Origin of the sequence: Persicobacter diffluens (genome assembly GCF_036244895.1) — a bacterium.
GTDB classification, from domain to species: domain Bacteria; phylum Bacteroidota; class Bacteroidia; order Cytophagales; family Cyclobacteriaceae; genus Persicobacter; species Persicobacter diffluens.
This window is the reverse complement of sequence record NZ_BQKE01000002.1, coordinates 1,418,637-1,442,880: the sequence shown is the minus strand read 5'-3', so window position 1 is coordinate 1,442,880 and position 24,244 is coordinate 1,418,637. Positions and strand designations below refer to the sequence as shown.

The 24,244-nt window shown below is 40.0% G+C and carries 19 protein-coding genes; 5 read left to right on the top strand and 14 right to left on the bottom strand.

The features are described 5' to 3' along the window. Positions 1 to 7: 7 nt before the first annotated feature. The 11 genes from AAA970_RS19375 to AAA970_RS19325 all read right to left on the bottom strand — a co-directional run bounded on the left by AAA970_RS19375 (position 8) and on the right by AAA970_RS19325 (position 17,749). Positions 8 to 3,205: a SusC/RagA family TonB-linked outer membrane protein gene (locus AAA970_RS19375; protein WP_338238545.1), complete on the bottom strand. Its 3,198-nt coding sequence runs from the start codon at positions 3,203 to 3,205 to the stop codon at positions 8 to 10. Positions 3,206 to 3,635: 430 nt separating this feature from the next. Continuing rightward, a complete protein-coding gene (locus AAA970_RS19370; protein ID WP_338238544.1) occupies positions 3,636 to 5,867 on the bottom strand; it encodes a GH92 family glycosyl hydrolase in 2,232 nt (743 codons plus the stop codon). A gap of 6 nt (positions 5,868 to 5,873) precedes the next feature. Then, positions 5,874 to 7,763, bottom strand: a complete 1,890-nt coding sequence (locus AAA970_RS19365) for an FAD-dependent oxidoreductase (RefSeq protein ID WP_338238543.1) — start codon at positions 7,761 to 7,763, stop codon at positions 5,874 to 5,876. A gap of 3 nt (positions 7,764 to 7,766) precedes the next feature. Continuing rightward, positions 7,767 to 8,876, bottom strand: coding sequence for a glycoside hydrolase family 10-like protein (locus AAA970_RS19360; protein WP_338238542.1), 1,110 nt, complete (start codon positions 8,874 to 8,876; stop codon positions 7,767 to 7,769). A gap of 9 nt (positions 8,877 to 8,885) precedes the next feature. Continuing rightward, complete coding sequence (locus AAA970_RS19355) at positions 8,886 to 10,298, bottom strand: DUF5009 domain-containing protein (protein WP_338238541.1); 1,413 nt, start codon at positions 10,296 to 10,298, stop codon at positions 8,886 to 8,888. A 19-nt stretch (positions 10,299 to 10,317) separates the two neighbouring features. Further along, on the bottom strand, positions 10,318 to 11,484 hold the full coding sequence (locus tag AAA970_RS19350) for a n-acyl-d-glucosamine 2-epimerase (RefSeq protein WP_338238540.1): 1,167 nt from the start codon (positions 11,482 to 11,484) through the stop codon (positions 10,318 to 10,320). Further along, positions 11,453 to 12,421, bottom strand: coding sequence for a DUF4434 domain-containing protein (locus AAA970_RS19345; RefSeq protein ID WP_338238539.1), 969 nt, complete (start codon positions 12,419 to 12,421; stop codon positions 11,453 to 11,455). The genes AAA970_RS19350 and AAA970_RS19345 overlap by 32 nt, the downstream gene beginning before the upstream one ends. Continuing rightward, positions 12,411 to 14,291, bottom strand: coding sequence for a sodium:solute symporter family protein (locus AAA970_RS19340; RefSeq protein ID WP_338238538.1), 1,881 nt, complete (start codon positions 14,289 to 14,291; stop codon positions 12,411 to 12,413). The genes AAA970_RS19345 and AAA970_RS19340 overlap by 11 nt, the downstream gene beginning before the upstream one ends. Before the next feature lie 462 nt (positions 14,292 to 14,753). Beyond that, positions 14,754 to 15,905: an ROK family transcriptional regulator gene (locus AAA970_RS19335; protein WP_338238537.1), complete on the bottom strand. Its 1,152-nt coding sequence runs from the start codon at positions 15,903 to 15,905 to the stop codon at positions 14,754 to 14,756. A 604-nt stretch (positions 15,906 to 16,509) separates the two neighbouring features. After that, on the bottom strand, positions 16,510 to 17,172 hold the full coding sequence (locus tag AAA970_RS19330) for a DUF2490 domain-containing protein (RefSeq protein WP_338238536.1): 663 nt from the start codon (positions 17,170 to 17,172) through the stop codon (positions 16,510 to 16,512). A gap of 4 nt (positions 17,173 to 17,176) precedes the next feature. After that, positions 17,177 to 17,749, bottom strand: a complete 573-nt coding sequence (locus AAA970_RS19325; RefSeq protein ID WP_338238535.1) for a hypothetical protein — start codon at positions 17,747 to 17,749, stop codon at positions 17,177 to 17,179. 233 nt (positions 17,750 to 17,982) lie between these two features. Here AAA970_RS19325 and AAA970_RS19320 point away from each other — a divergent pair, with 233 nt between their 5' ends. Continuing rightward, the gene (locus tag AAA970_RS19320) at positions 17,983 to 18,462 is read left to right on the top strand and encodes a hypothetical protein (RefSeq protein ID WP_338238534.1); all 480 of its coding nucleotides are present in this window, start codon (positions 17,983 to 17,985) and stop codon (positions 18,460 to 18,462) included. Here the strand turns inward: AAA970_RS19320 and AAA970_RS19315 are convergent. Together AAA970_RS19315 and AAA970_RS19310 are read right to left on the bottom strand one after the other, a co-directional pair. After that, complete coding sequence (locus AAA970_RS19315; protein ID WP_338238533.1) at positions 18,440 to 18,784, bottom strand: carboxypeptidase-like regulatory domain-containing protein; 345 nt, start codon at positions 18,782 to 18,784, stop codon at positions 18,440 to 18,442. The genes AAA970_RS19320 and AAA970_RS19315 overlap by 23 nt on opposite strands. 466 nt (positions 18,785 to 19,250) lie before the next feature. Continuing rightward, a complete protein-coding gene (locus AAA970_RS19310; RefSeq protein WP_338236619.1) occupies positions 19,251 to 20,378 on the bottom strand; it encodes a transposase in 1,128 nt (375 codons plus the stop codon). Positions 20,379 to 20,626: 248 nt separating this feature from the next. Between AAA970_RS19310 and AAA970_RS19305 the strand changes: the two genes are divergently transcribed. Beyond that, positions 20,627 to 21,136, top strand: a complete 510-nt coding sequence (locus AAA970_RS19305; RefSeq protein WP_338238532.1) for a hypothetical protein — start codon at positions 20,627 to 20,629, stop codon at positions 21,134 to 21,136. A 541-nt stretch (positions 21,137 to 21,677) separates the two neighbouring features. On the opposite strand, the gene AAA970_RS19300 is transcribed toward AAA970_RS19305, so the two are convergent. Further along, positions 21,678 to 22,151: a carboxypeptidase-like regulatory domain-containing protein gene (locus AAA970_RS19300; protein WP_338238531.1), complete on the bottom strand. Its 474-nt coding sequence runs from the start codon at positions 22,149 to 22,151 to the stop codon at positions 21,678 to 21,680. Positions 22,152 to 22,668: 517 nt separating this feature from the next. Between AAA970_RS19300 and AAA970_RS19295 the strand changes: the two genes are divergently transcribed. The 3 genes from AAA970_RS19295 to AAA970_RS19285 all read left to right on the top strand — a co-directional run bounded on the left by AAA970_RS19295 (position 22,669) and on the right by AAA970_RS19285 (position 24,240). After that, complete coding sequence (locus tag AAA970_RS19295; RefSeq protein WP_338238530.1) at positions 22,669 to 22,998, top strand: ArsR/SmtB family transcription factor; 330 nt, start codon at positions 22,669 to 22,671, stop codon at positions 22,996 to 22,998. A gap of 50 nt (positions 22,999 to 23,048) precedes the next feature. Next, on the top strand, positions 23,049 to 23,525 hold the full coding sequence (locus tag AAA970_RS19290) for a DUF6428 family protein (protein ID WP_338238529.1): 477 nt from the start codon (positions 23,049 to 23,051) through the stop codon (positions 23,523 to 23,525). A gap of 94 nt (positions 23,526 to 23,619) precedes the next feature. Next, positions 23,620 to 24,240, top strand: a complete 621-nt coding sequence (locus AAA970_RS19285) for a low molecular weight phosphatase family protein (RefSeq protein ID WP_338238528.1) — start codon at positions 23,620 to 23,622, stop codon at positions 24,238 to 24,240. Positions 24,241 to 24,244: the final 4 nt, after the last annotated feature.

Genomic DNA, 24,244 nt, shown 5'->3' with positions numbered 1-24,244 from the left:
TATGCTTTTAAAAATCAAAGGTAAGATTGAAACCAAAGTTTCTTAATTCCGGATAGGCAAACATTTCAACTCCACCAAATGTACCGCCTACAAAAGCAGAATTTGGAGAAATATTCGGCGTTTTACGATACAAATATCCCAGATTATTAGCCACCAAAGACACCTGAATAGCGGAAAAAGTATTGTTAAATGGCTTATTAAATCTATAACCTACCGATACTCTTTGTAACCTAATGTAAGAGGCATCAAAAACATTGGCTTCATCTATTCTCATCTCACGCTCATAATACATTTGCGGATCAGCATAATATGTTCCATTGACTCCATCGACAACTCCATCCACTGGCTTACCACCGATCTGATTGGCCGGAATACCTAAAACACCGCTCATTTCCAGTGCTTCATACCATTCGTCACGGCCATCAACAGTCGCTGAAAGTGCCCCTAGATTATTCCCGTAAGCATTAGAATAAGAGTAAATATGGTGACCAAATTTTGCATCAAAGAAAATATCCGCCACAAAATTCCCATGTCTGAAATTACCTCCAAATCCTCCAACCCAGGTCGGCAAAGCATTACCCAAAATGACCTGGTTATCAATATTTCCATCTTCCATCGTTTTTACGACCGGAAGGTGTTGATCATCCAGTACAATATTCCCATTTGAATCTCTTTGATATGCGGTACCCACAATAAGTCCCGGTATATGCCCTTCACGCACCTGGATTTCAACGCCTCCTAATCCTCCTACAGCAAGCATATCAACATCCTCTGCAAGCTCTACTACCTCTGCAAAATTTCTACTACCATTAATTGAAAGGGTAAGTTGCGTCTTTTCTTTTCTCAGCACATCTGCCGAAACTGCAAATTCAAACCCTCTGTTTCTAATGTAACCTGCATTAATTAGCGCAGACTCAAAACCTGAACTATGCGCTACCGGAGCCTCAAAGATTTGATTTTTAGTACCCGATTGATAGTAAGCTAAATCTACATTTAATCGACTATTGAAAAATTTAGCCTCCAAGCCTACTTCTGAGCTATTGGTCATTTCTGGAAGAATATGTTCATTAGGTCTGATAGCAGGAATACCTCCATAAGGAAGCCCAAAATACTGATTGGCATTAACGGTGTAGTTATACATTAATCTTCCTGGGCCTATATCACCACCAACAACGGCCCATGAACTTCTTAACTTAAGAAAGTCTATTCCCTCAGGCATAGTAAAGCTCTCCGAAAGTACCCAACTCAAACTTGCAGAGGGGTAACTGAAAGACCAATTTTTAGGCGAAAGTGTAGAACTCCAATCATTCCGATAAGATAAATCCAGGTATAACATGGATTTATAATCGAATGTCATCATACCATATAAAGATTGCGTAACGCGCTCGGTTATTCCTTCCGTGGACTGAATATTTGAGAAATTATTCAATACATAATTCCCATAAGGGTTAATTATCCCACTTGCTGAATAACCATTGGAAAACTCCATCTGATTGTGTCTAATATTTCCACCAACGGAGGCACTCACTCCCAGATTTCGATATTGTTTGAATCCACTAAGTAAAAAATCATAATTGGATTCCATGGTATTCCCTCTGTAAACGTTTAATTCCGCAAGGCCACCCGGCTTAAAAAAAGTTTTATCATGTGCCTGCTTTCTTCGGGTATCAGAGAAATAATCTGTTCCCCCTCTGGCCATGAAATCAAATTTATCCAATTTGACTTGCGGAAAAATCTTCAACAGATCAAAATCTAATTTTACAAATCCAATAATCCTTCTTCGGGTATCCTCATTGGTATTGAGATTAGTCGTCCAATATGGGTTTTGTAATAAAGGAGACTCTCCAAATTTAAAGTCATCACCTGCATAAATCACATTACCATTATTTAGAGAATAAGGATTGGTGTGAATCACTGGTAAACCATCGAGCGTCCTGTATGAACTCAACTGATTCATCGTCACCGACCTGGGGATATGATACAAGGAGTATACTGTATTATCGGGAGAGTTTAGAAGATTAGGACGGTTACTAGCGTTCTGATCAATGATGTTTAGTTTACTATCAATGGTCAAAAAATCTGTAATTTTTTGTTCTACCCGTATATTGAGGTTTAATTTTGAAAATTCCTCATTGGGAACCACCCCTTTGGTATCCAGATAAGTACCCGAGATATAGAAGCTTCCTGTATCATGCGCTTTTGATACCGAAATCGAATTATTTATAGAAGTCCCTGTTTGATAAAATTCATCATAAGGGTTTTCATAATTGGGGTTAAGCACTTGCTGCTCTCCTAAAAAATTGGTCACTGTTTGCCCCTGCATTTTTGGCCCCCAACTTTGGGTATTCCCCAGAAAAGAATACTCCCCTTTACTTCCCTGTGCATAGTCATTTTGGAAATCCGGATTAATCAAGGCTTGAGAAAAAGTTACACCGGTTTTAAAGTTAACGGCTACCTTTCCTTTAGTCCCTTTCTTGGTGGTAATCATCACTACCCCATTTTGTCCCCGAGAACCATAAAGAGCGGCCGCTGCGCCCCCCTTCAATACCGAGATAGACTCAATATCTTCCGGATTAATGTTATTGGCTGCGTTACCATAATCAAAACCTCCTCCATCTGTACCGGTGATTGCCGAGGAATTATCCAAAGGCATTCCGTCAATTACATACAACGGCTCATTACTCCCTGTAATAGAGTTGGCGCCTCGAATCAACATTTTGGTCGACCCTCCAGGCCCTCCGCCGGTATTCTGAACATTCAATCCAGAAACAGCCCCAGCAAGGGAGTTTAAGGGGGAAACATTATCTGTCGCCATTAGATCATTTCCTGAGACACTCTCAACCGAATAACCAATGGCGTTTTTTTCTCGCTCAATGCCTAATGCAGTTACCACCACATCTTGCAAAGCCACCACATCCTCTTGCATGATCACATCAATCTTCGTCCGATTTCCGATCCGTTGCTCCTGATCTTTATAACCTATAAAGGAGTAGGTTAAAATCTCTGAGGAAGCATTTAATGAAATCACATATTGCCCATCAAAATTGGTAGTGGTTCCATTAGTAGTTCCTTTCTCAATCACATTTACCCCGATCATGGGCTCTCCATTAGCATCCGTCACCAATCCCTCAATTTTTATCTCTTGGGCAAAGGCATGAAATGACACCAATGTTAAGATTAAAAATAGCGTCAACCTTGTTTTCATATAGATATACTGATTTTGAAAAAATAAACCATTTCTAAAAATTGATATTCACCCCGACCTCTGAATTAAAAAATTTATTTAAATACTCGGGGCTAATACACTAAAAAGCTAAACCCAGCTTAATTACACCTCTAATTTATAAGAAATTTAATTAAATGAAAATTCAAATCTGGTTTTTCCGCCATATTTTTTCGAAATACGCGAAAAACCACTCTATTTTATCAAATTTTGAATTTAATTAAAAAAAACATTAGCTCCTGCAGGCTAAATATTCGAAATGGCTTTCTAAATACAGATAAGAAATGATGACCAAATTGAACAACATATGCCATTAATTGCCTCTGTTTTCAATTAATTTATACCCAATACTGGATCATCATAAAAAAAGGACGGCACTAGCCGTCCTAACTATTCTATACTTATTTGGGGATTAATTTGTAAATATTTTAAACAAGTCATGATTTGGCTTATCCCCCATCACATACTCTATGGATCCACCAGCCATCAATTCACTATGTTTTAATGCATTACGATCCATTCGCTCTCCATTCAGCCTGATCTCCTGAAGAAAAGTATTTTTTTCTCCAGTCTTCGTCTTCTTCACACTAAATGCTTTACCATTAGGCAATTGAACCGAAGCCTGCTCTACTAACGGACTACCAAAAACATATTCCCCACCTACTGGATCCACCGGATAAAAGCCTAAAGCAGAGAAAATAAACCAGGAGGACATCTGACCGCAATCTTCATTTCCTATTAAGCCATTTGGATTAGCTTTGTAAAATTGCTCATAAACTTCCTGAATCAACGGCTCTCCTTTCCAATGCTGCCCCAGCATATTGTACAGATAGATAATATGATGGCTAGGCTCGTTGCCATGCGCATATTGACCGATCATCCCGCTGATATCAATAGAAGCACCTTCATTCAGCTCAGAAGAAGCCGCAAATAAATTATCTAATTGTTGCAGCATCTTGTCTTTTCCTCCGAAAAGTTGAGCCATGCCTTTCACATCATGGGGCACCAGCCAGGTATATTGCCATGCATTACCTTCTACATAATCATCTTCCATATGTAGAGAATGTGAAGGATTAAAGGGCGTTCGCCACTGACCATTTTCCAATTTCCCTCGCATAAAACCGGTTTCCACATCAAAATAGTGCTGATAATATTTCGCTCTTTTATTAAAATATTCATAATCTTCCTCGCGCCCCAGACTTTTAGCCATAGCCGCAATAGCATGATCATCAATCGCATACTCCAATGCCTTAGCTACAGACCAGCCCTCTTTATCTGCAGGAATGTACTCGATTTCATTCACATATTTTAATCCACGTTCCTCACTTTTGGCAAAGGACTTCATGGCTTCATAAGCCTTTTCTACATCAAAATCGGTATATCCTTTCAAATAAGCATCTACAATCACCGGTACTGCGTGATAACCCACCATCGTATTCGTTTCATTACCAACCAAATGCCAAACCGGAAGCTTCCCCTGCTCCTCGTAGATATTCAACATGGTGGCTACAAAATCATTTACTCTATTTGGTTGTAAAATATTAAATAATGGATGAGTAGCACGATAAGTATCCCATAAAGAAAAAACCGTATAAGTATTATGGTCGGCATGCTTTGCTAATCCATCCGCTCCCATATAATCTCCCGTTACATCGGAAAAAATCTGAGGCGCAAAAGCGGCATGGTAAAGCCCCGTATAGAAAATCTCCTGATTGGCCTGATCTTCAAAGGAAGCTTCAATTTTCCCTAACTCTGCATTCCACTTTTCTTTTGCATTGATTTTTGCTTGTTCGAAATCAATTTGTCCTTCCGCTTTAAGGTTTTTTTCCGCATTTTCAATACTCACATAGGAAAGTGCCACCTTAAGGTCTAATGAACTTTGGTCTGGAATGGACAGCCCCAATTGAACTACTTTTCCTTCCGCACTGGTGGACTGAACAGCCACTCCATCAACCTTCAATGCCTCCAACTTTAATGGTGCTGAAGACTGCGCCACAAAATAGACCTTTTGAGATTGAGCCCAACCCTTGGATGCTCGATAACCCACTATTGTATGGTCATTTATTAATTCCAGGCCTGAAGTTACAACTTCATCTTTACCAATACCCTCTCCCAAATCTAGCAAGAGAAAATTCCCCTCCTTAGAAGGGAAATCATAGTGATGGAATCCTACTCGCTCACTAGCCGTTAATTGCGCAAGTACTCCATACTTTTCAAGCTCCACTTGATAAAAACCCGGTTGAGCTATTTCTTTAGCTTTATCAAAAGTGGAGACAAATCCCGCTGCCATATTTTCAGGAGTACCTTTGTCAAAATTTAAAGCCCCGGTCATTGGCATAAGCAGGACATCTCCCAAATCACCAATTCCTGTACCACTCAGACGGGTATGGGAAAAGCCTATCACCGTTGAGTCAGTATCATGATAACCTGAACACCAATCCCATCCTTTAGATAAATTAACGGGTCCTAATTGCATCATTCCGAAGGGCACATTAGCCCCAACAAAAACATGCCCATGCCCTCCGGATCCTATTAAAGGATTCACATGTTGCGTAAAGTCAATTTCTGACACCTGTTGCTCTTCCGGCTGACAAGCCCAAAGGGCCGAGGCCAAAACCAATAAGGAAAAATATATTCTTTTCATATTCAATTATTTTATAAAGGAACCGGAATAATTCACCCCTTGTAAATGGAAGGGATCAAGATAAAAATCTAATATTCTGGCATATTCTCCACGAAGCATCGGACGATTCAAATCTGCTTCAGCCATTAAAAGTTGTTCCTGCATTACCCCGTCCCACAATTGAGCCACTGTTGTCAACTGATCATTTTCAATTTTATAATAATCAGCTAACCATTTAATGGCCATCAATCCTTCCTTAAGACTCACTTCATCAGCTCCAAAAGAAAGTTCAGGCATTACGGAAGTAAAATCCTTAATTCCGATAACAAGAGCCTCTTGCGTTAATGGTTCTTCGATTTGCAACCATGTTTGATTGGACCAACCGACATTCATTCCCTTCCCTCTAAGCAAACCAGTCGCCCCAATTTTTTGATAAACCTCAAAATGGGGGGTTCCTTTTTCAACATCCAAATAAGGTAATAAATAAGCACCTGCGGCTAATTGAGCATCTTGAACTGCTCTAACCGGTACCTCGCTCACTTTCATTTTTAAGTTGACGGCGGTAGCGGCCAAATTCCCGGCTGCCTGTCCAATTTGAAGTACAACAGGCTGTAGTCTTGTAGTCCCGTTGACAATATTGGAGACAGAAATAGACTTTTCAGCCACAATTAAATTCTCCACTTTTTCAGGCACCAACGCCCCTAAAGGTAAGCCATAAGAAGGCACAGGAAAGAAATGCAACTCCGGCAATGTTTTCCAATTTGGATATCGATAATGGTGATGGTCTATGGGATAATCTCCGACCAAAACCGCCGTTCGGTAAAGTGCATCCTCCTGTTCATAAGGTTGAGCAACGTGATTCACATCAAAACGCGCTAAACCATGAAACCTTCTGGATTCCCGATGATAAGGGATAAATGGGAAACCATCGGTGGTGGGAAACTGCGCACTATCCAAACCGAAAGATTCAAAACCTAATTCAGTTTGTAAATAATATAGAAAGCCTAAAGAATAATCTTTCGCCTCTGCTAATAATCGCTCCCTCCCGGCTTCATCTTCTTCAATGATATTAGCATAATAATCATTCCCATCTATCGGCCAATTGATCATATATTTTCCATTGGGTAATTTCCCATAGGTGATCATACTTTCTTTTGCCCACTTGGCCTGATTCGGCTTTGGTTCAGTGCATTTTTCATGATCTGTAGCACAATAAAAATCTTCAGGATGATAGTTTTCCGGGCGAACTGTAGCCACTTTATGACCATAATCTTTCAAAATCATTACATAGGTCAGATCCTGTATCACATCATTCGCCTGCTCCGGTGCAATCTCTTCCCCGGAAGCCGACCTGGCATCCATTCCCATGTCGTAAGGAACCCCCAATTTTGCTGCGATATCTCCTAACTCAGTAGCGTCAATTAATACCTCCGCAGTCACGGTACGGCCCTGCCCCTTTTCATTATACCTAATAGTCCAAAGTCCTCCCTGACGTTCTGCAGCCTGAACTTTACTATTAAATACAACGCTAAGTCTCTCCTCCGCCCGGGTCATATTCAAGAAAATGTCCTTTCCAACCTCAGGCTCAAAATTCACCTTGCTTACCCAACCAGTTGCCAAGGCTTTTTCATCTCCATAACGGTGAATTAAACTATCTCGAAATTCGCCCCAAAAGCCACTTGGAAGGTCATGATTACCATCCACGCAAGAAACCCCCGCTGAGGTGAGCATTCCCCCCAGCCATTGGTGCTCTTCTAAGATGATCGTTGATGCCCCTGATCTGGCAGATTGGATCCCGGCCGCAACTCCACTAGTGCCACCACCCACCACCAAAACATCATAGTGCTCAATCTTTTCCTGTTGACCACAAGACCACAAAAAAAAGGAAAAAAACAAATATTGAACCAGCCTCAACATAGATTACATATTTGGATATGTAGAGAAAAATTGATCATTTTCAGGTAATCCCTGGTAATAGAACCAGGTTTCCCCAGGAATTCCTTTAGAGCGATTATGCTCGACAATTTGCTTTAACAAGTCCTCCTGAGCATCAAAATCTTCTACTTTTAAAAGTATCCCAGGATTCAACAATTTTTTTATTTCTTTTCGACTCATATGATCCAGCACATTCTCCTGAAGTGTTTTTTCATAAGCCTCAAAGCTATAACGATAAACTTGAGGGCAAATTTCGTCTACTTTCCCATTTTTAATCCACTGCGGCCAATCTTGTAAATACTCCGATTTACACCAAGGATAAATGCTAGGTGCCATAGAGACCATACATTCAGGATCTGCCTTTTTTACCGCATCATAAAGATCAGTCAAATAATGCGTTAAAATATCCGATCTCCACTGTACCCAACCTTCTTCTTTATAATCCTGAGGCGGCGCTGCTCCACCATGTGCTTGCTTATACTTTTCAATAGTATAAGGCTCATATCCCGCCAAAGAAGGTAAGGCCGGCATACGATCGTCGCCCTGAATTCCGTCCACATCATAATTATTGACCACCTCTAAAACCAGGCTGGTCAGGAATTGCTGTACCTCGGGATTAAAAGCGTTCATCCAATAAAAATTATTCTTTTGCGCAGGATTACCTTGATTATCCAAGGCAACCCAATCCGGACGGCTATCCATTAATTTAGTATTCCCTTCATCTTTATATCGATAGGAGAAACCAAATTCAAACCAGGCCACTACTTTAATCCCCTTAGGCTTCGCCAAATCGATTAATTCTTTCAAGGGATCTCTTCCCTCAAATTTTGGATCAATACTAATCCCAAATTGATCCTCCATAATAGATGAAGGGTATAAAGTATATCCACGATTCCAGGTTACGGTATAAATGGTATTTATTCCATACTTCTCACAATCTTCCACCACTTTTACCATTCCTTCATAAGAAAACATGGCATCACTTCCTACATTGGTTAACCACACTCCTTTGGTAACTTCATTGCTTTTTTTAGCAAATCCGGAAATGGTACCAAAAAGTAGGATGATGATAAATGATAATATGCCTTTTTTCATAACAAAAAATTATAATTTCCAAATCAATTTCTTTTCACCTGCAAACTGCACTGCTTTCATTGCTAGCAGGGTGATCAATATTGAAGTCCCAACCCCTATCCAAGGGCTTTGCGTAAAATATGGCCCTCGGTAAAGAGGCCACAAACCTGAAATTTTTAAAAGAGGAAATAAAAATAAATTAATACTAACATAAGCCATTATAGCTGATGAGCCTGCATCTTTAAAAATTCCGACTAACCTCTTATTTGGATAATTCACACAAATGAACTGCGCAACAAGCAGAAGGTAAGTGGATAATCCCCCACTTAACAATAAATAAGAGAAAGTGACAGGATCTTTTTTAATTCCTCCTTCTAAAGGCTCCATAAGAATCCCTACCATTATGAGATAAGCACCTAATTTAATCACCTTATCAAAGTCAGGAAGCATTTTGATTCCCCACCGAGCAATGATTACATTTAGAATTAACAATCCAGCATAAAAAATGGGATCAGGCCGATAAACCATAGTTCCAAGAACCAAAATGACAAAAACAGGTAGCATTAACACCCACAAACCACCACTTTTCGAGCTTTTTTTAAAAGCACTTAATTTTTCCTTTTGTTGAAGCATCAATTCGCCTAAGGCCACGGCCGGCCATAACAAAAGCAGGTAGTGAATCATAAAGGGCTGAAAAAACCAGCCCAAACTTTCAGGCCAGGAAAGCGCTTGAAACGCTTCACTTTTAATGATGATTTGGCCTATTAGGCAACTAATGAATATTAAATAAGGATTTACATCATATTTCCTCCAACTGATATACAATAATGTCCCTAAAAAATACACATTAGCCAGTATCAAAATTATTATATCCTGATTACGTACACTAAAGTTCTTGCCATATAACTTTTGACCGACAAAGACCAAAACAATGATCAAACCGAAACCCAGGCCCTGCTTAATTAAACTATTGGACGAATGCCTCCCCAGCCATAAAGACAATGCCAACAATGATAATAGCCCAAAAACCTGATGATCGACTCCACTCCATTCTAAACCTAAAAGGGAAAAACTCCAATAGGCCTTCCCCGCCAAAGCCGCCGGTAAAAGATGGCCTAATGCGATCGCAAAAATAACCATCTGGATATACCGCTTCGAAACTTTACTCAAAATATCATGTAAAGTATCTTGTTTAGCAATAGATTTAGAAAGTGCTAAAGGTATAGATAATCCCATACAAAAAATAAATATGGGAAAGACCATATCCACCCAACTGATTCCTGCAACGGAAGGATCAAACTGATGGCTTGGCGGTGGTGTCTGAATGTGATACATCCATGGGGGAAGGCCTGAAAATGGCACGATACCGGATAGTAGCATACCAAAAATAGAAAGCCCCCTTAAAACATCTATACCCTCGACTCGCTTCATATCAAAGTTCAAAAAATGAGCATTTAATTATTTACTTTTTCTCCAGTTGTTCTAAAACTTGCCAGCACTGAAATAAGGCTCTTGGTACATGGAAACAACCTTTCCATTTGCCTCCTTTGAGCTGATGCAAGACTTCACCTTGTCGATTCAAATAGCCCCACCATTCTCCTCCTGCATCTCCGGCAAAGTGCTTCCAACTGTATTCATGGACTTTTTCAAACCAGGATTTACATCGTTCATCACCGGTAAAATCGTAGCCCTTTAACATACAAATCAATGTTTCCAAATGGACCCACCAAAGCTTTTGATCCCATTCTAATTGCTGAAGAGGAGCTCCTTTGCGATCCATAAAATAAAAAATACCGCCATACTTCTCATCCCAGCCGTACTCGACCATCTCAAGGGCAATATTCTTCGCTTTTTCAATCAGCTCTGGTCGATCTAATCGCTTACCCAAATCCATGATGAACCACATCGCTTCTATTGCATGACCAGGGTTTAATAATCTGCCATCAAAAGTATCCGAGAGCTGATTATCCTGAGTGACATTCTCCAGCACTAACCCTAATTCAGGGCGGTAAAAAACTTCCATTACCTCATCGATACAAGTATCTATAGTCGCCTTTAAGAAATCAGGATCAACCAAATGCTCCATTTCCAGCGAAAGATTACAAAGAATCATGGGTAAGGCAAAATTCTTGAGGGATCGTCCCCCGGCAGATTTATCCCATCGATCCTTCGGGTTATCCTTTCGTGCTAAGACCTTTTCAAAAGTAGCTTTTGCAATCTCGCCATATCTTTCATTATTCGCTGCTAAACTTAAGGCCGAAAATGCCATGGCCGCGAAAGTATAGGAAAAAATATTGTAAGGATCGACCAAAGGAGCGCCTTGCCGGTCCACAGAAAAATACCAATCAAAATCCCCATTATGTCCGTGGTTCAGCAAAAAATTTGCTCCATGCTCGGCACAATCTAACCACTCTTTTTTTTCCTCTACTTTATTATACAAAGTAGCAAACATCCACACCTGGCGGGCCTGGAGCCAAATGAATTTATCGGTATCAAAAACTTTTCCTTCCGCATCCAAACAGGTAAAGTACCCTCCGTATTCTTTATCCAAAGAATGACTTAACCAAAAAGGGACTACATTATTTAGTAACTCAGATTTATACTGCAGCTTTAATTGCTCTATGTTCATTTTCCTGTTTTTTATGGATATATTCCTTGTAGCGATTATACAAATGACCCGCTTGTAAATAGGCCGAATTCGGACTCATAAAATGGGAGAACTCAAAGGTTATCGCATTTTCAATACCCGCTTGTTCTGCCAATGACATTTTCAAATGAAGCTTATCCCATTTAATAGGTAAAAACTTTATCGGCATATCCCGATCGAATGTCTCCGTATTCGTCCAGCATTCCAATCCATATCGATCCGCCAATTTCTTATTTATTTTCAGGAAATCTATCAGCTCATCATACTCCACATGGCCATCCTGGAAAGCTACAATATCTACCGCATCCTTGATCCCCCGGAAAATAATATCCCACTCCTTTTCATGGTCTTTCAGGCTGACACCCTGATTTTTACTGGTTTCCCCCGAGTACTGACTAAGGTTCTTAATACCATCAATATACGGAGACAACATCACCGGTAAATTATTGGAAACCTGCTTACAATGTTTCCCCAATTCCGCATAAAGGTCTACAATTTTGGCGGTGCCCCTTGAGCACTCCTGAGAAATATACCACCCTTTAAAAGACGGGTAATGACCATATTTTTCCCACACTTCATCAATCAATCTTTTATTCAGATCAACTTCCTCCTGGAACTGTTGATTGATCCAATATTTACCAGAGTCGTAAAGGCCGAAGTAAAAATCCATTTGGTGTTTTTCACTCAATTCCAGGTACATTTTCACCAAATCCTCTGTTGGCTCATAACATTCCATCTCCTCTTTCAAGACTGCTGAAGGAAATGTCTGCCATTTTCTATAACCACAACGAATAAGAATGACCATTTCAATTCCTACCGCTTTCATACGAGCAAAATCCTCATCCCACTCCTGATACCCCCAATTCTGATGAGGAATATCGTGGCTTATTTCATCTAAAAAAGTTCCTTTAATTCTCATAGTTTTCAGCATTTACAATCTCAACAGCTTTATTTTTTTCAGTCTCCCTATCCACTTCCTTCAGGCGATCATACCAATTCTTCTTCAACACCCCCATACATAACACGGTCACCAATAGTGTAATTCCAAAATTATTATAGTTATGGGTAACTAAATATATGGGTAAAAGAATCAAAGACATTTGCCATACTATCCCTACCACTACATTAAAACAATCTCTACCAAAATCTTCATTAGGTTTAAATTCTGAATCCTCTTGCTGTACTTTCTCTTTGATGGGACCCCAAAAGCCCCAAGGCTTTACATTTTTATAAAAGGCCTTCAAGGTTTCTTCATCATCCGGCGCACTCATGAAAGTTCCCAAAACACATCCGATCAGGGAAGCACCCAAAATTACCGGGAAGAAATAGATGTCAGTAATTTCAGCGAAGAAGATTAATTTAGAAGTTGATGCCAATAAACCGGCCACCATTCCCCAGAAATAACCATACCCATTGAACCTCCACCAAATCCATTTTAAAACATTGGCAGCAGCATAGCCCCCAAATAAGGAAGATGTAATCCATAGGGTCAGCGAGTTTAAGGAATTAGCGAAAAAACCGAATACCACCCCAATGACAACCAAAATAACAGATGCTAAATAACTAAATCTAACGTAGGTCTTACTTTCCGCATTTGGATTAATATATTTTTTATACAAATCATTGACGATATAGGCAGGTGCTGAATTCACGAAAGCCGCTAAAGTCCCCATAAAAGCAGCTAAAAGACCTGCTAACAGAAGCCCTTTAAACCCGACAGGAACAAATCGACCGATGGCCGTTGGAAGAATCGTTTCGAAATCCAAAGCCGAACCTTGAACCGCAAACTCCGGAGATAGATATACAATAGATAAAACCGCGAATCCGGCAACCATCAGGTAACGGGGGGAGTATAGGATAAGCATTGTGAACCCGCTCATTTTCGCAGCCTCTGAAGGTGATTTTGTTGACAAAATTCTTTGCATATCATAACTCGGTACCGGTCCTGCCAAAGAAGCAAATACGCCTTTAAAAAGCATCATCATCACCAATGGACCGATAAACTCATAACCATCCATGGCAATTTTATCATTCAGTGCAGGTAAGCTTGAGGACCAGTCCAAATTCATTTTCCAGTCAAACATAAATTCTCCCCAACCAGCAGGTACCACTGCCGCTATTTGCTCTGCCGTAACGGAAGTATAAGCGATATAACCTACCACCACACAAGAAATCGTCATAATGACAAACTGGAAAATATCCGCCGCCACCACACTGAACATACCGCCCTTTAAGGTATAAACTGTTGTAATCCCAATGATAATTAAAGCATAGGATTGCTCAGAAGTTAATTGAACTAAACCTTGACTCAAGGATAAATCCCATGGTAAAATAGAGGTGGCAAACTTCCCAATACCAACAAAGAAATACCCCAAAAATCCAATAACACTAATTACCGCAAAGCATATGACCACAATATGTGACAATCGCCCTCCTCTACCGGAGAACCTGGTCAAGATCCATTCCGCCCCTGTCATCACATTGGACCTTCGCATCCAAATGGCGAGGAATATCATGACAAACACCTGATTCCAAACCGGCCAAAGCCAGGGAATCCACACACTCTTTAATCCATATACAAACAAAATCGATACCGTCCACATTGTACCGGAAATATCGAACATACCGGAGGCATTGGATAAGCCCAGGAAATACCACTTTATGGAATTTCCTCCTAAAAAATACGATTCAATGTTCTTAGATGCCCGCTTCGACAACCAAAAACCAATACCTATGGTAGCAATAAGGTATATTAATATGACTAATAAGTCCCAAAAAGATAGATTCATTTAAAAAATAATTTACAAATCCTTCATTAATCTCAAAAATCAGCGGCAATACAGCAGCGCCTCCTCGACTATGAAACAAACTTAATAAATAATTTTATTTAATCACCCCTCAGGCAAAGAATTATTTCACAAAATGATCATAAAAAAGGGATGAAACGCCTTATTTACTAAAACGATTCATCCCTTTAAATTTCAAAAAAGCAATAAGCGCTATAAATCCTCCCAAATAGGCTGATTAACGTCTTAAGCCGGATTGTTCATGCTTAAACCCCCGTTTAGCTGTAAGAGAGGAAAAATGAAGGAATAGTTTCCTATTTTGAGTTTCCTCCAACGAAGCAGATGAATGAAGATAAACAAGCTCACCCGAATTTGGGCTATGATAAAATCAGCAAATACAACCCTAAGCAACTAATCTAAAGCCCATTATGACTTCAACATGAATCCAGCGGCGAATAATTGGGGTTAAATAAATTCGAACATGCGATAAAAATACATGGCTACCCCCTTCAAGCCATACTCCGGCTCCCATGGAATGATGCGAAAACTACAAGATTTAAATGATTCAGGCAGCGCCTTTTCACTAGCCCCTTTTAATATTTCGTCAAAAATAATTTCCTTTGCTTTATACAGCGTCCCACTAATGACAACCACCTCTGGATTCATCAGAGATAATAAATTCCCGATTTCCTCCCCCAATCTACGGGAAGCATGCCTCAAAACCTCAATGGCATTCACATCTCCCCCCAGCGCCAATTCCACTACTTGATGATAGGTCACTTCATCCCCATAGGGATTATCCTGAAAAGTCGCCATTAAATCCTGAAAGTCTCTTTCAATCGCATGCCCCGACAACTCAGAGCCCAGACAATTGCGCATTCCGCAAATACAAGGACGAGTCGTTTTTCCGATTTGCATATGACCAAACTCCCCAGCGAATCCATTTCCACCCTGCAACATATGCCCATTTGAAAACATCGATAAGCCTAAGCCTCTACTCCAGTTTACATAAAATGCATGATCTACTCCAACCAAGTGCCCAATTAATTTTTCATACCAACCGTAAGACATGGTATCGTTTGTCAACACCACCGGCAAATCAAGATGCTCCCCCAGTAGATCACTGATTGATTTTGGAGCATTGGAAAAGAAACTCTGGCTTCTTCCTACATTAATATTGACCCGCCCCGTAATAGAAATACCAATACCTACCGGACGAATATGATGACATTTAGCAAAATCCACGATTTGCCTGACTATAAAATTAAGACATTCCTCATCATCGCGTAATTCGAAAGCCGGAATATCCTGATAGTGGGTAATATTACCATTTAGATCCACTACTGCGATCCGAAAATGCTTCATTAAAATTTCAACAGCGATCACCTGCAACGAATAATCCAACACCCGGTACACATTCGCTGGACGGCCTTCGCCCTTTTGAACCTTTCCTGCATTATAAATGATTCCAGCATCAATAATCTCTTGCGTTAATTTTTGAGCTGTAGGAACACTAATGGTCAGGGCTTTTGCAATTTGAGGAATCGTACAATCTTCTTCACTAGAAATCACCTGAAGAATTTTCTTATGAGAAGGTTCTATGGAATACTTATTCATATTAGGGATAATTATAAGTCAGGTATTTTTGACAGTTCAAAAAATGAATCCGTTTAGTCAAAAAAATATTATTATTTCTATTCGTTCTAATTGGTTTTATAAAGCTAATAATATTTGTCCTGCAAATACCAAACAAGAGGTTGATTAGAACAGTTTAGTCTAAGGATCGCTAATATAATAAATTTTTTACTTAAGTACCTATACTCCGATTTTTTCCAACAGTTTCCAACTATAATATATGCTGCTTTACTAAAACAATGATTTCCTGTCTTTATGGTCTTCAATTATTGTAGAAGGAAAGCATACTACAGAAATTGGTGATATTAAACTAATATGGAGCGGCTATCCTATTCGGCTGTTATTTTGTAAAATAATTTTACTTAGTGGAAAATTCTTTAGGCCTAATCATCATTCGAAACGGAAGTGTTTAACTATACTATTAATAATGATTTATTATCCGTGTTATGCCTTCATAAAAATGGACATTTATGAAAAAAGAAATCATCCCCAACGATAAATCCTAATTTGTTGTATCGTATCAAATTCACACCATTCCGCAAAAAACACAATACAATCCTCTTATTACCACAATATTACCCCCTCCTTATATCGACAAATAAAAATTCAGCCCTGCCCAAAATTGATGTTGCGCCGCATTGGAAATAAAAGAATCGATTCGATAATCTACTCCGAGCTCTACTTTATTACGGGGTGAAACCACATAACCCAGGAAGCCCAAAGCCCGAATCTCCAGATCATAGTTTGCTTCAGAAAAAGCATTCAGATATTCATTTCCGAGCTTCACAAAAAATTCATTTACATCCAAGGACTCTCCTGACATCGGAATTTCCGCCGAAATCCGGTAACGCAGGCGGTACTCATTGGCCTCTTCCGGGTCAAATGTCTGATCGGTGGAAAAACGGTGTGCCAGCTTATACCGCACATTGCGATCTATAATGTTGAGTTGTTGAATACTTCTGTGCTTCAGAACACCGCCTTCTATCCTTAATAAATAGCCTGCGGCAATCGTTGAATTAAGGCTAATTTTTTTAGAGGCCGCCAGTGAGATATCCGTCTGTAGGTATTCATATTTCACTTCTTCCTCAATGAAAGCCTGCCGAGACTCCGTTTTAAAGTTAATCGCCCAGTCTTTAGGAAGCTTTTTATTGATATTCACGGAAGGCAAAAAGCCAAAACCAACTTCTGCCTGTCCCCATACCATCATAGGACTAATGAACCAAAAGAGTATAAAGAGTAGCTGTCTCATTCTCCTAAAACTCTAAATTATCCGTCATTTTCAATACAATCTTAGCCCTACTGATGAAGCCTCCCGACCGGTCAAAAAGATATTCAAAACGGGTAAAACTCCCCTTCCATTTGGTGGAAATGATGAGTTCATAGTTAATGGTCAGCCCCTCCAAATCCTCCATGCGGTCATAATCTTTTATGATTAACTCCTCCTCCCCACTGAACTGAATTTGCACTTTAACAATCTTCACCTTAGCATGCTCTTCAATCAAATACTCCTGAATCTGCTGCATAGTCGCTTTCGGAACCTCTGAGGTTTCAATCCGCACTTCCAAATCCTCAAATACACCCTGTTCCGAAAATTCTATACTTACCCATTTCCCCTGATACTTCGTTTTCGCCTCAAAAGAAACCTGCTTCAACCCTTCTTCTTTATACCAATTCACCTTTTGGGAATATCCTAAACGCTCCACAAATTGAATAGCCGATTCGGGAACCTCAGTTTTCTTCACCTTCGTTTCCTTCTCATATTTATTTTGAGCGAATCCAATTTGAAAGAAAACAAAAAAACAGAAAAGGGTAGTAAATATTTTCATATTGCAGCCTATGATTTATAAAAGATAAGCAACATTCTTAAAGGATAATAATGATTTTCTGAATATTCAACAGACTACCCAACAGATGGTTAAACCACTAATTCCTTTTAAAAATTCGAAAGCCCATCCTGTCACCAAAAAAATAAAATCAAAAAAAATGGAAGCCCCCAACTTTCATCTTCAAAAATAATCTTCCTAACTACCTCCAAATCCACTATCAGCATCCAAACCAAATGAAAATCCCTACTCCTCTCACCCCATCAATTCCCCCCCATAAACAACCAACTACTTTCCCGCCCAACAATCAAAATCCCATAAATCCCAAAAATCAAGGCAAAAAAACACCCTCAAAGGGCATCAAACATCATCTTCCATACGACTTCCAAACCTTTCTGCATCCCACCCAAATGAAAACCCCTACTCCTCTCACCCCATCAATTCACCCCCCCCATAAACAACCAACTACTTTTCCGCCCAACAATCAAGCTAATCCCCTAAATCCCAAAAATCAAGGCAAAAAAAATACCCTTAAAGGGCATATCTTCCGCTCGTCACACGAGACTTTTCATAAATTAATTTCGACCAATGAAGCCTTTATCTTCTGGCCATCTTCTCCATTGATGCATCGTGGCTGGATCACAGGGGGCAAGATTTCCCTCACCCCTGCGTCCGCCTTCGCCGATGAATCAATTACTGAGCTGGAGCGTGTGTGAAGGATTTACGCGTCACACCAAAACCGTCTTTTACTACCACAGTGTATTCCCCTGCAGGCATGTTTTCAAAACGGAAAGGTTTCATAAAACCGTCTTTGTCCTTAATAGTAGATTTAGCGACCAGTACACCTGCCTCGTTATAAATGGATACAGATACTTTAGAATCCATATTGGCCATGTACAATACTTTATAGGTCTCAGCATTTGCATTACCGATCACACGGAAGAAAGATTTTCCTTTGGCTGCTTCGTTGTCGTTGTTTCCCGCGAATGCGAAAGTTGAAGTCAATACCAGGGCGAAAGCGATTAATAAGTTTTTCATCGTTGTAATTGTTTTTGATTGTTTGCTCATTGATTACATTACAAATGTACGGGAAGGTTTTTGATAAATTTTCATCATTATGATCTTTTGAATTCACCCTACCCCCTATATTAAGCCCGCTTATTAACAAATTTTCAATTTAAGGCAAAAAACTACCCTCATTCTGCTAGTTTCCCCAAGAACACGTTTGCATTTTTCCAGCTTTTAAGCGCTCACCCCCAATGTTAAATTTCAGTGAAGCAAATGCTCGAATTACGAATTTCAAAACCAAAGCCCTTTTTGAGTATGCATTTTGCGTAGTTTTGAAAATGAAACGCCATTTTTTTAAGCCAATCCTCAATAATAAAGACTGATAATTGTCATGTCGGACTGTGAGATTATGAATTCCCATTAAGAATTATCGGAGATTTAAGAATCCCTGAAAGCAATGTTCCGCTGAAATTGGATATTAATTTTAGGCATACAACTAGACATTTATTGATTTGGGGCAAATTTTCCGATCATGACTCAAGAAGTGATTCAGGATATACTCGCCCCAATTTTCTATTCTGTAACCAGCTTCTGCGATGCATTCGACTCCTTTTCGAAAAACGGAAATGGATCTGTACCTTTTACCATTGGCATAAGTTTTCAGACGAACATTTTTGTACTTTTTTAACCCATGAGCTATGGATACCGAATATGCAAAAACGACAATAGCCATCATTAACCGGCATCTATCTGCTCCCTGAACATTCATTTTTTCAAGGTCAAAACCATTGGTCTTCAAATGTCTGAAACATGTCTCAATTTGCCATCGCTTCCGATAGTCCTCAGCCACTTTATATGCGTTTTTAGACAGGTTTGTCAAAAGGAAAATCACAGGTTCCTTTTCCGCATCTTCACTTTTCTTGATGACCATCCGGCAATTGTCTCCAGCTTCAAACTTCATTTTAGCGGACATCGTTTTACCTTTCACCTTACTATTGGTGACTTTTGAAATCATTTGCGCTTTCGTCATAGATTTTTCATTCCACTGAGTCTTAAAGTTGCATTCTTTTACCCGAAGCACATATTTAAAGCCGTTATCTTCAAGGTATTTGATGAATTTCTGTCCTGCATATTCACGATCAGCCAAGAGAATTTTACCTTCAAGATTGAATAACTTTGACGCCTCTTCAAGCAACTGAATTCTTTCTTCCTGATTACTGATGCCCTTCTTTTCCAGATTCATGAAATAGATCGGCACCGCTACTCCATTATACAAAATGGCCAAGGTCATGAAATGAAAAGTACGATCCCCTTGCGTCCAGCTGGTGCCATCGACCATCAAAAAATCCCCACCTTTGTGCATATGCATGGCGGATAATTGCAATAGATCACTCCATAAATTGGTGTCAGAATATTCCGTAAATATGCGGGTTAAGCGTTTGTAATGGCCAGAGGCGGAAGTACGCTGATTATCTAAAATGCTACCGATGGAATCTTTCACTTTATTAAGACAAACGGTTCCTTTTCGGATGATGCCTAAACTTAGGGCGAGTACATTTTTCCAGCAAGCTTTACCCCATTTTGGAAATTCTTGCGTAAGTTTGCTGTGAAGCGAATTGAACATAGATCTTTGTTGGCGTTGGAACCCAAAGTTACTATTGTTGATTCGCTTTTTACGTTTTTAGGCAAAAATGTCTAGCTGTATGAATTTTAGGACATTAGTCCGCTCCGTCAATACTATGATTAAAGCGGAAGATAATCGTCAGGCCCTTTTTCCTTTATTCGCGCTTCCTTATTAAAGGGAAGTTGATTTTCTTTAATTGATCAACTTTTTTACCTACTCAAATTTTCACTTCAGAACTCAGACAATCTATGCTTCTTCTCCATAATTCCAAAAGTAACAGACAAATCGCTCAGTTGCTTGGTGAGGCATCAAAATCCCTAAAAACCATCGGAAGCCCCGGCCTGCAAATTCAGTATATGATGTTGAACGGTCAGTCTACCATCATCAAAACCAATACAAAATGTAATTTTGAAAAAAGACCCACAGGCTTACTCCTTCATACCTGGGTCGGGAGACAAAAAGCGTTTATCGTCATTCCATTTTCAGCCATAGAGCAGGTGGTATTAATAAAAGGAAAAGAAAAATGCTCCCCTTCCCGCTTCAGTATTTTGCGATTGCTACTCAACTTGGGAGTACCACTTCGCTACGCCCGCTATTTCCGAACCCAAATCAGCGAGTACGCCATTGCCCCGATGAATTTAAAGATTGAAGGAAGAAATCTACAAATCAACTTTCAGGCTGATGGCTATTATTTTGAAGACATGCAACAGTATTTCCAATCCCTTCCTATTCAAGACCAAATTGAAATCATTTCTTAATCCGGACCAAGGATATTGTCACATACCCCTACACGAAACAGCTCTCCTCCCAACTGTTCATCCAGAAACCACAAAAAACACCTATATCCTCCACCACCCATTTTAGACAAAAAAATATTCCTATCTACAGGCCAATCCCACCTCACTATCCAAAACACCTTCAAAAAACCCTTCCAGTCAAACCTGCAATTTACACGATTTAGAAGAATCTGTTCCCCGCACACCCCAATCTTTCTAATCCCAAAAATCAGGACAAAAAAAATACCCTCCAAAGGGTACTACAATTCTTCCAACATATACTCCACTAACATCAACGCTCTCTTTCCAAAATCAAGCTCATCCCATTAATCCCTAAAATCAAGGCAAAAAAAAACACCCTCCACGGGGCATCTCCTCTGCTCGTCACACGAGACTTTTCATAAATTGATTTCGACCAATGAAGCCTTTATCTCCTGGTCACCTTCTCCATTGATTCATCGTGGCTAGATCACAGGGGGCAAGATGTTCCTCACCCCTGCGTCCGCCTTCGCCGATGAATCAATTATTGAGCTGGGTTGTGATTGAACGTTTTACGCGTTACACCAAAACCGTCTTTTACCACTACAGTGTATTCCCCTGCAGGCATGTTTTCAAAACGGAAAGGTTTCATAAAACCGTCTTTGTCCTTAATAGTAGATTTAGCAACCAATACACCTGCCTCACTATAGATAGATACAGATACCTTAGAATCCATATTGGCCATGTACAATACTTTGTATGTCTCGGCTTTTGCATTACCGATCACACGGAAGAAAGATTTTCCTTTAGCTGCTTCGTTGTCGTTGTTTCCCGCGAATGCGAAAGTTGAAGTCAATACCAGGGCGAAAGCGATTAATAAGTTTTTCATCGTTGTAATTATTTTGATTATTTGCTCATTGATTACATTACAAATGTACGGGAAGGTTCTTGATAAATTTTCACCATTACAATCTTTTGAAATCGACATGGCCGCCATTTTCAGTGCTTCCTTTATCAAATTTTCAATCTCAGCTTAAAAACAGCCCTCAAACTGTCAGCTTTCGTAAGAACACGTTTGCATTTTACCAGCTTTTAAGTGCTCACCCCCAATGTTAAATTTCAGTGAAGCAAAAGCTGGAATTACGAATTTCAAAACCAAACTACTTTTTCAGGGGCAATTTTACGTACTTTTGAAAATGAAATGCCGTTTTTTTGATCACATTCTCAACAGACTTCCGCAACTTTATGCAATTCCGAACCACCGTTCACCAGTTTTCGACCAGTACTTATTCAATTGGGAAAGTCTTGCCATTACTATAGGAAAGCTGATCAACAACCTCTTTCAATCGTCGGGTAGCTCCCGCACCTCAGTAAATGACATAATTTTTTTGCTAAATTTTATATTCGAAAAAAAATGACCACGAACAAGCCCGGAATACCGCGACTCCACCCACCTGATTATTCGAATTTCCGCCCTGAATAAAAAAGGCCTCGAAAATTTTGGAGAAGGCTCCTACATATTCTAATATTGCAATATGGGAATTACAAAAACAGACGGATTTTCAGACGCCACTAATATGATGGCGGAACGCTTAAAGGCGCTCGGGCACCCTGCGCGCCTATCCATCATGGAATATTTGGCTGCTGCAACTTCCTGCATTTGCAATGATATTGTGGATGAATTGCCTTTGGCCCAGCCTACCATTTCCCGGCACCTGTCGGAATTAAAGAAAGTGGGACTGATTAAAGGGACCATAGAGGGGAAGAATATTAATTACTGCATCAATGAAGAAGTTTGGCTGGAAGTCAAAAACTGGATGCAGGCCCTGACCCAACATATGAGCAGCGCAAAACAATGTTGTTAAGCTTGTTGAAAAAAATTTGACTCAACGTATTTAAATATTGCGATATAACAATGAAACTTTCAGCCGTAAAACAAGCCCTTAAACAAGTGAATCAGGTACAGTTCCAATTACCCAACGGCGCAATGGTACCGGCACATTTCCACGTTACAGAAGTAGGAAGCGTCAGTAAAAAATTCATTGACTGCGGGGGAACCGTTCGGGAGGAGCATGCAGTCAACTTTCAACTGTGGCAAGCCACGGATTATGATCACCGGCTGGGACCGGAGAAATTAATCAACATCATTGAGCTTTCCGAAAACACATTGGACTTGGAAGACCATGAAGTAGAGGTGGAATACCAGGAAGACACCATAGGTCGGTATGGTCTGGAATTCGATGGAGAAAAATTCCTGTTACAATCCAAACAGACTGCTTGCCTGGCACCGGATCAGTGTGGTATTCCCGCACAAAAGAAACCACGCATCCGACTGAACACCCTCGGGCAAGTCACCAATAGTTCCTGCGACCCCTCAACGGGTTGTTGTTAACATGATGAAATAACGCTTCCTGTTTCCTTCCAATTTCAGAAGGAAAGCATCTACTGAATATAAATTAAAAACACTAGCTAATAGTAATATTAATATGGCAACTTCAACATTTTACCCTACCTTATCCAACACCCTAGTCCAATGGGCCGGTAAAGAAATCTCAGCGGAAAGAAAAGAAATCCTTCAGGTATTAATTGATTATATCAACGAAAAAAGAGCAAAAGGAGAAGCGCTTCATTTGAATTTCATCTGTACGCACAACTCCAGAAGAAGCCAGTTCTCTCAAATCTGGGCAAAAACAGCCGCAGATTTCCACGGTATTCCGGCCCATACTTATTCCGGTGGTGTAGAAGTCACCGCTTTCAATGAAAGAGCCGTAGCATCCATTGAAAGAGCCGGTTTTCAGGTAAGCAGCGAGGGTGAGGGCAATCCGATTTATAAAGTGAGTGCCGGAGAAGAGACAGCCCCAATGGTGGCATTCTCCAAGGTCTATGACAATGAAGTAAATCCGGATCAGGGGTTTGCCACCATCATGACTTGTTCTCATGCAGACGAAAACTGTCCCTTTATTCCGGGTGCAGAGAAAAGAATTCCGCTAAGATATGAAGATCCTAAGGCCTTTGACAATAGCCCGGAAGAGGCCGCAAAATATGATGAGCGTTCCGCACAAATTGCCAATGAGTTGTTTTACGTATTCTCTCAAGTCAAAAAATAATAGA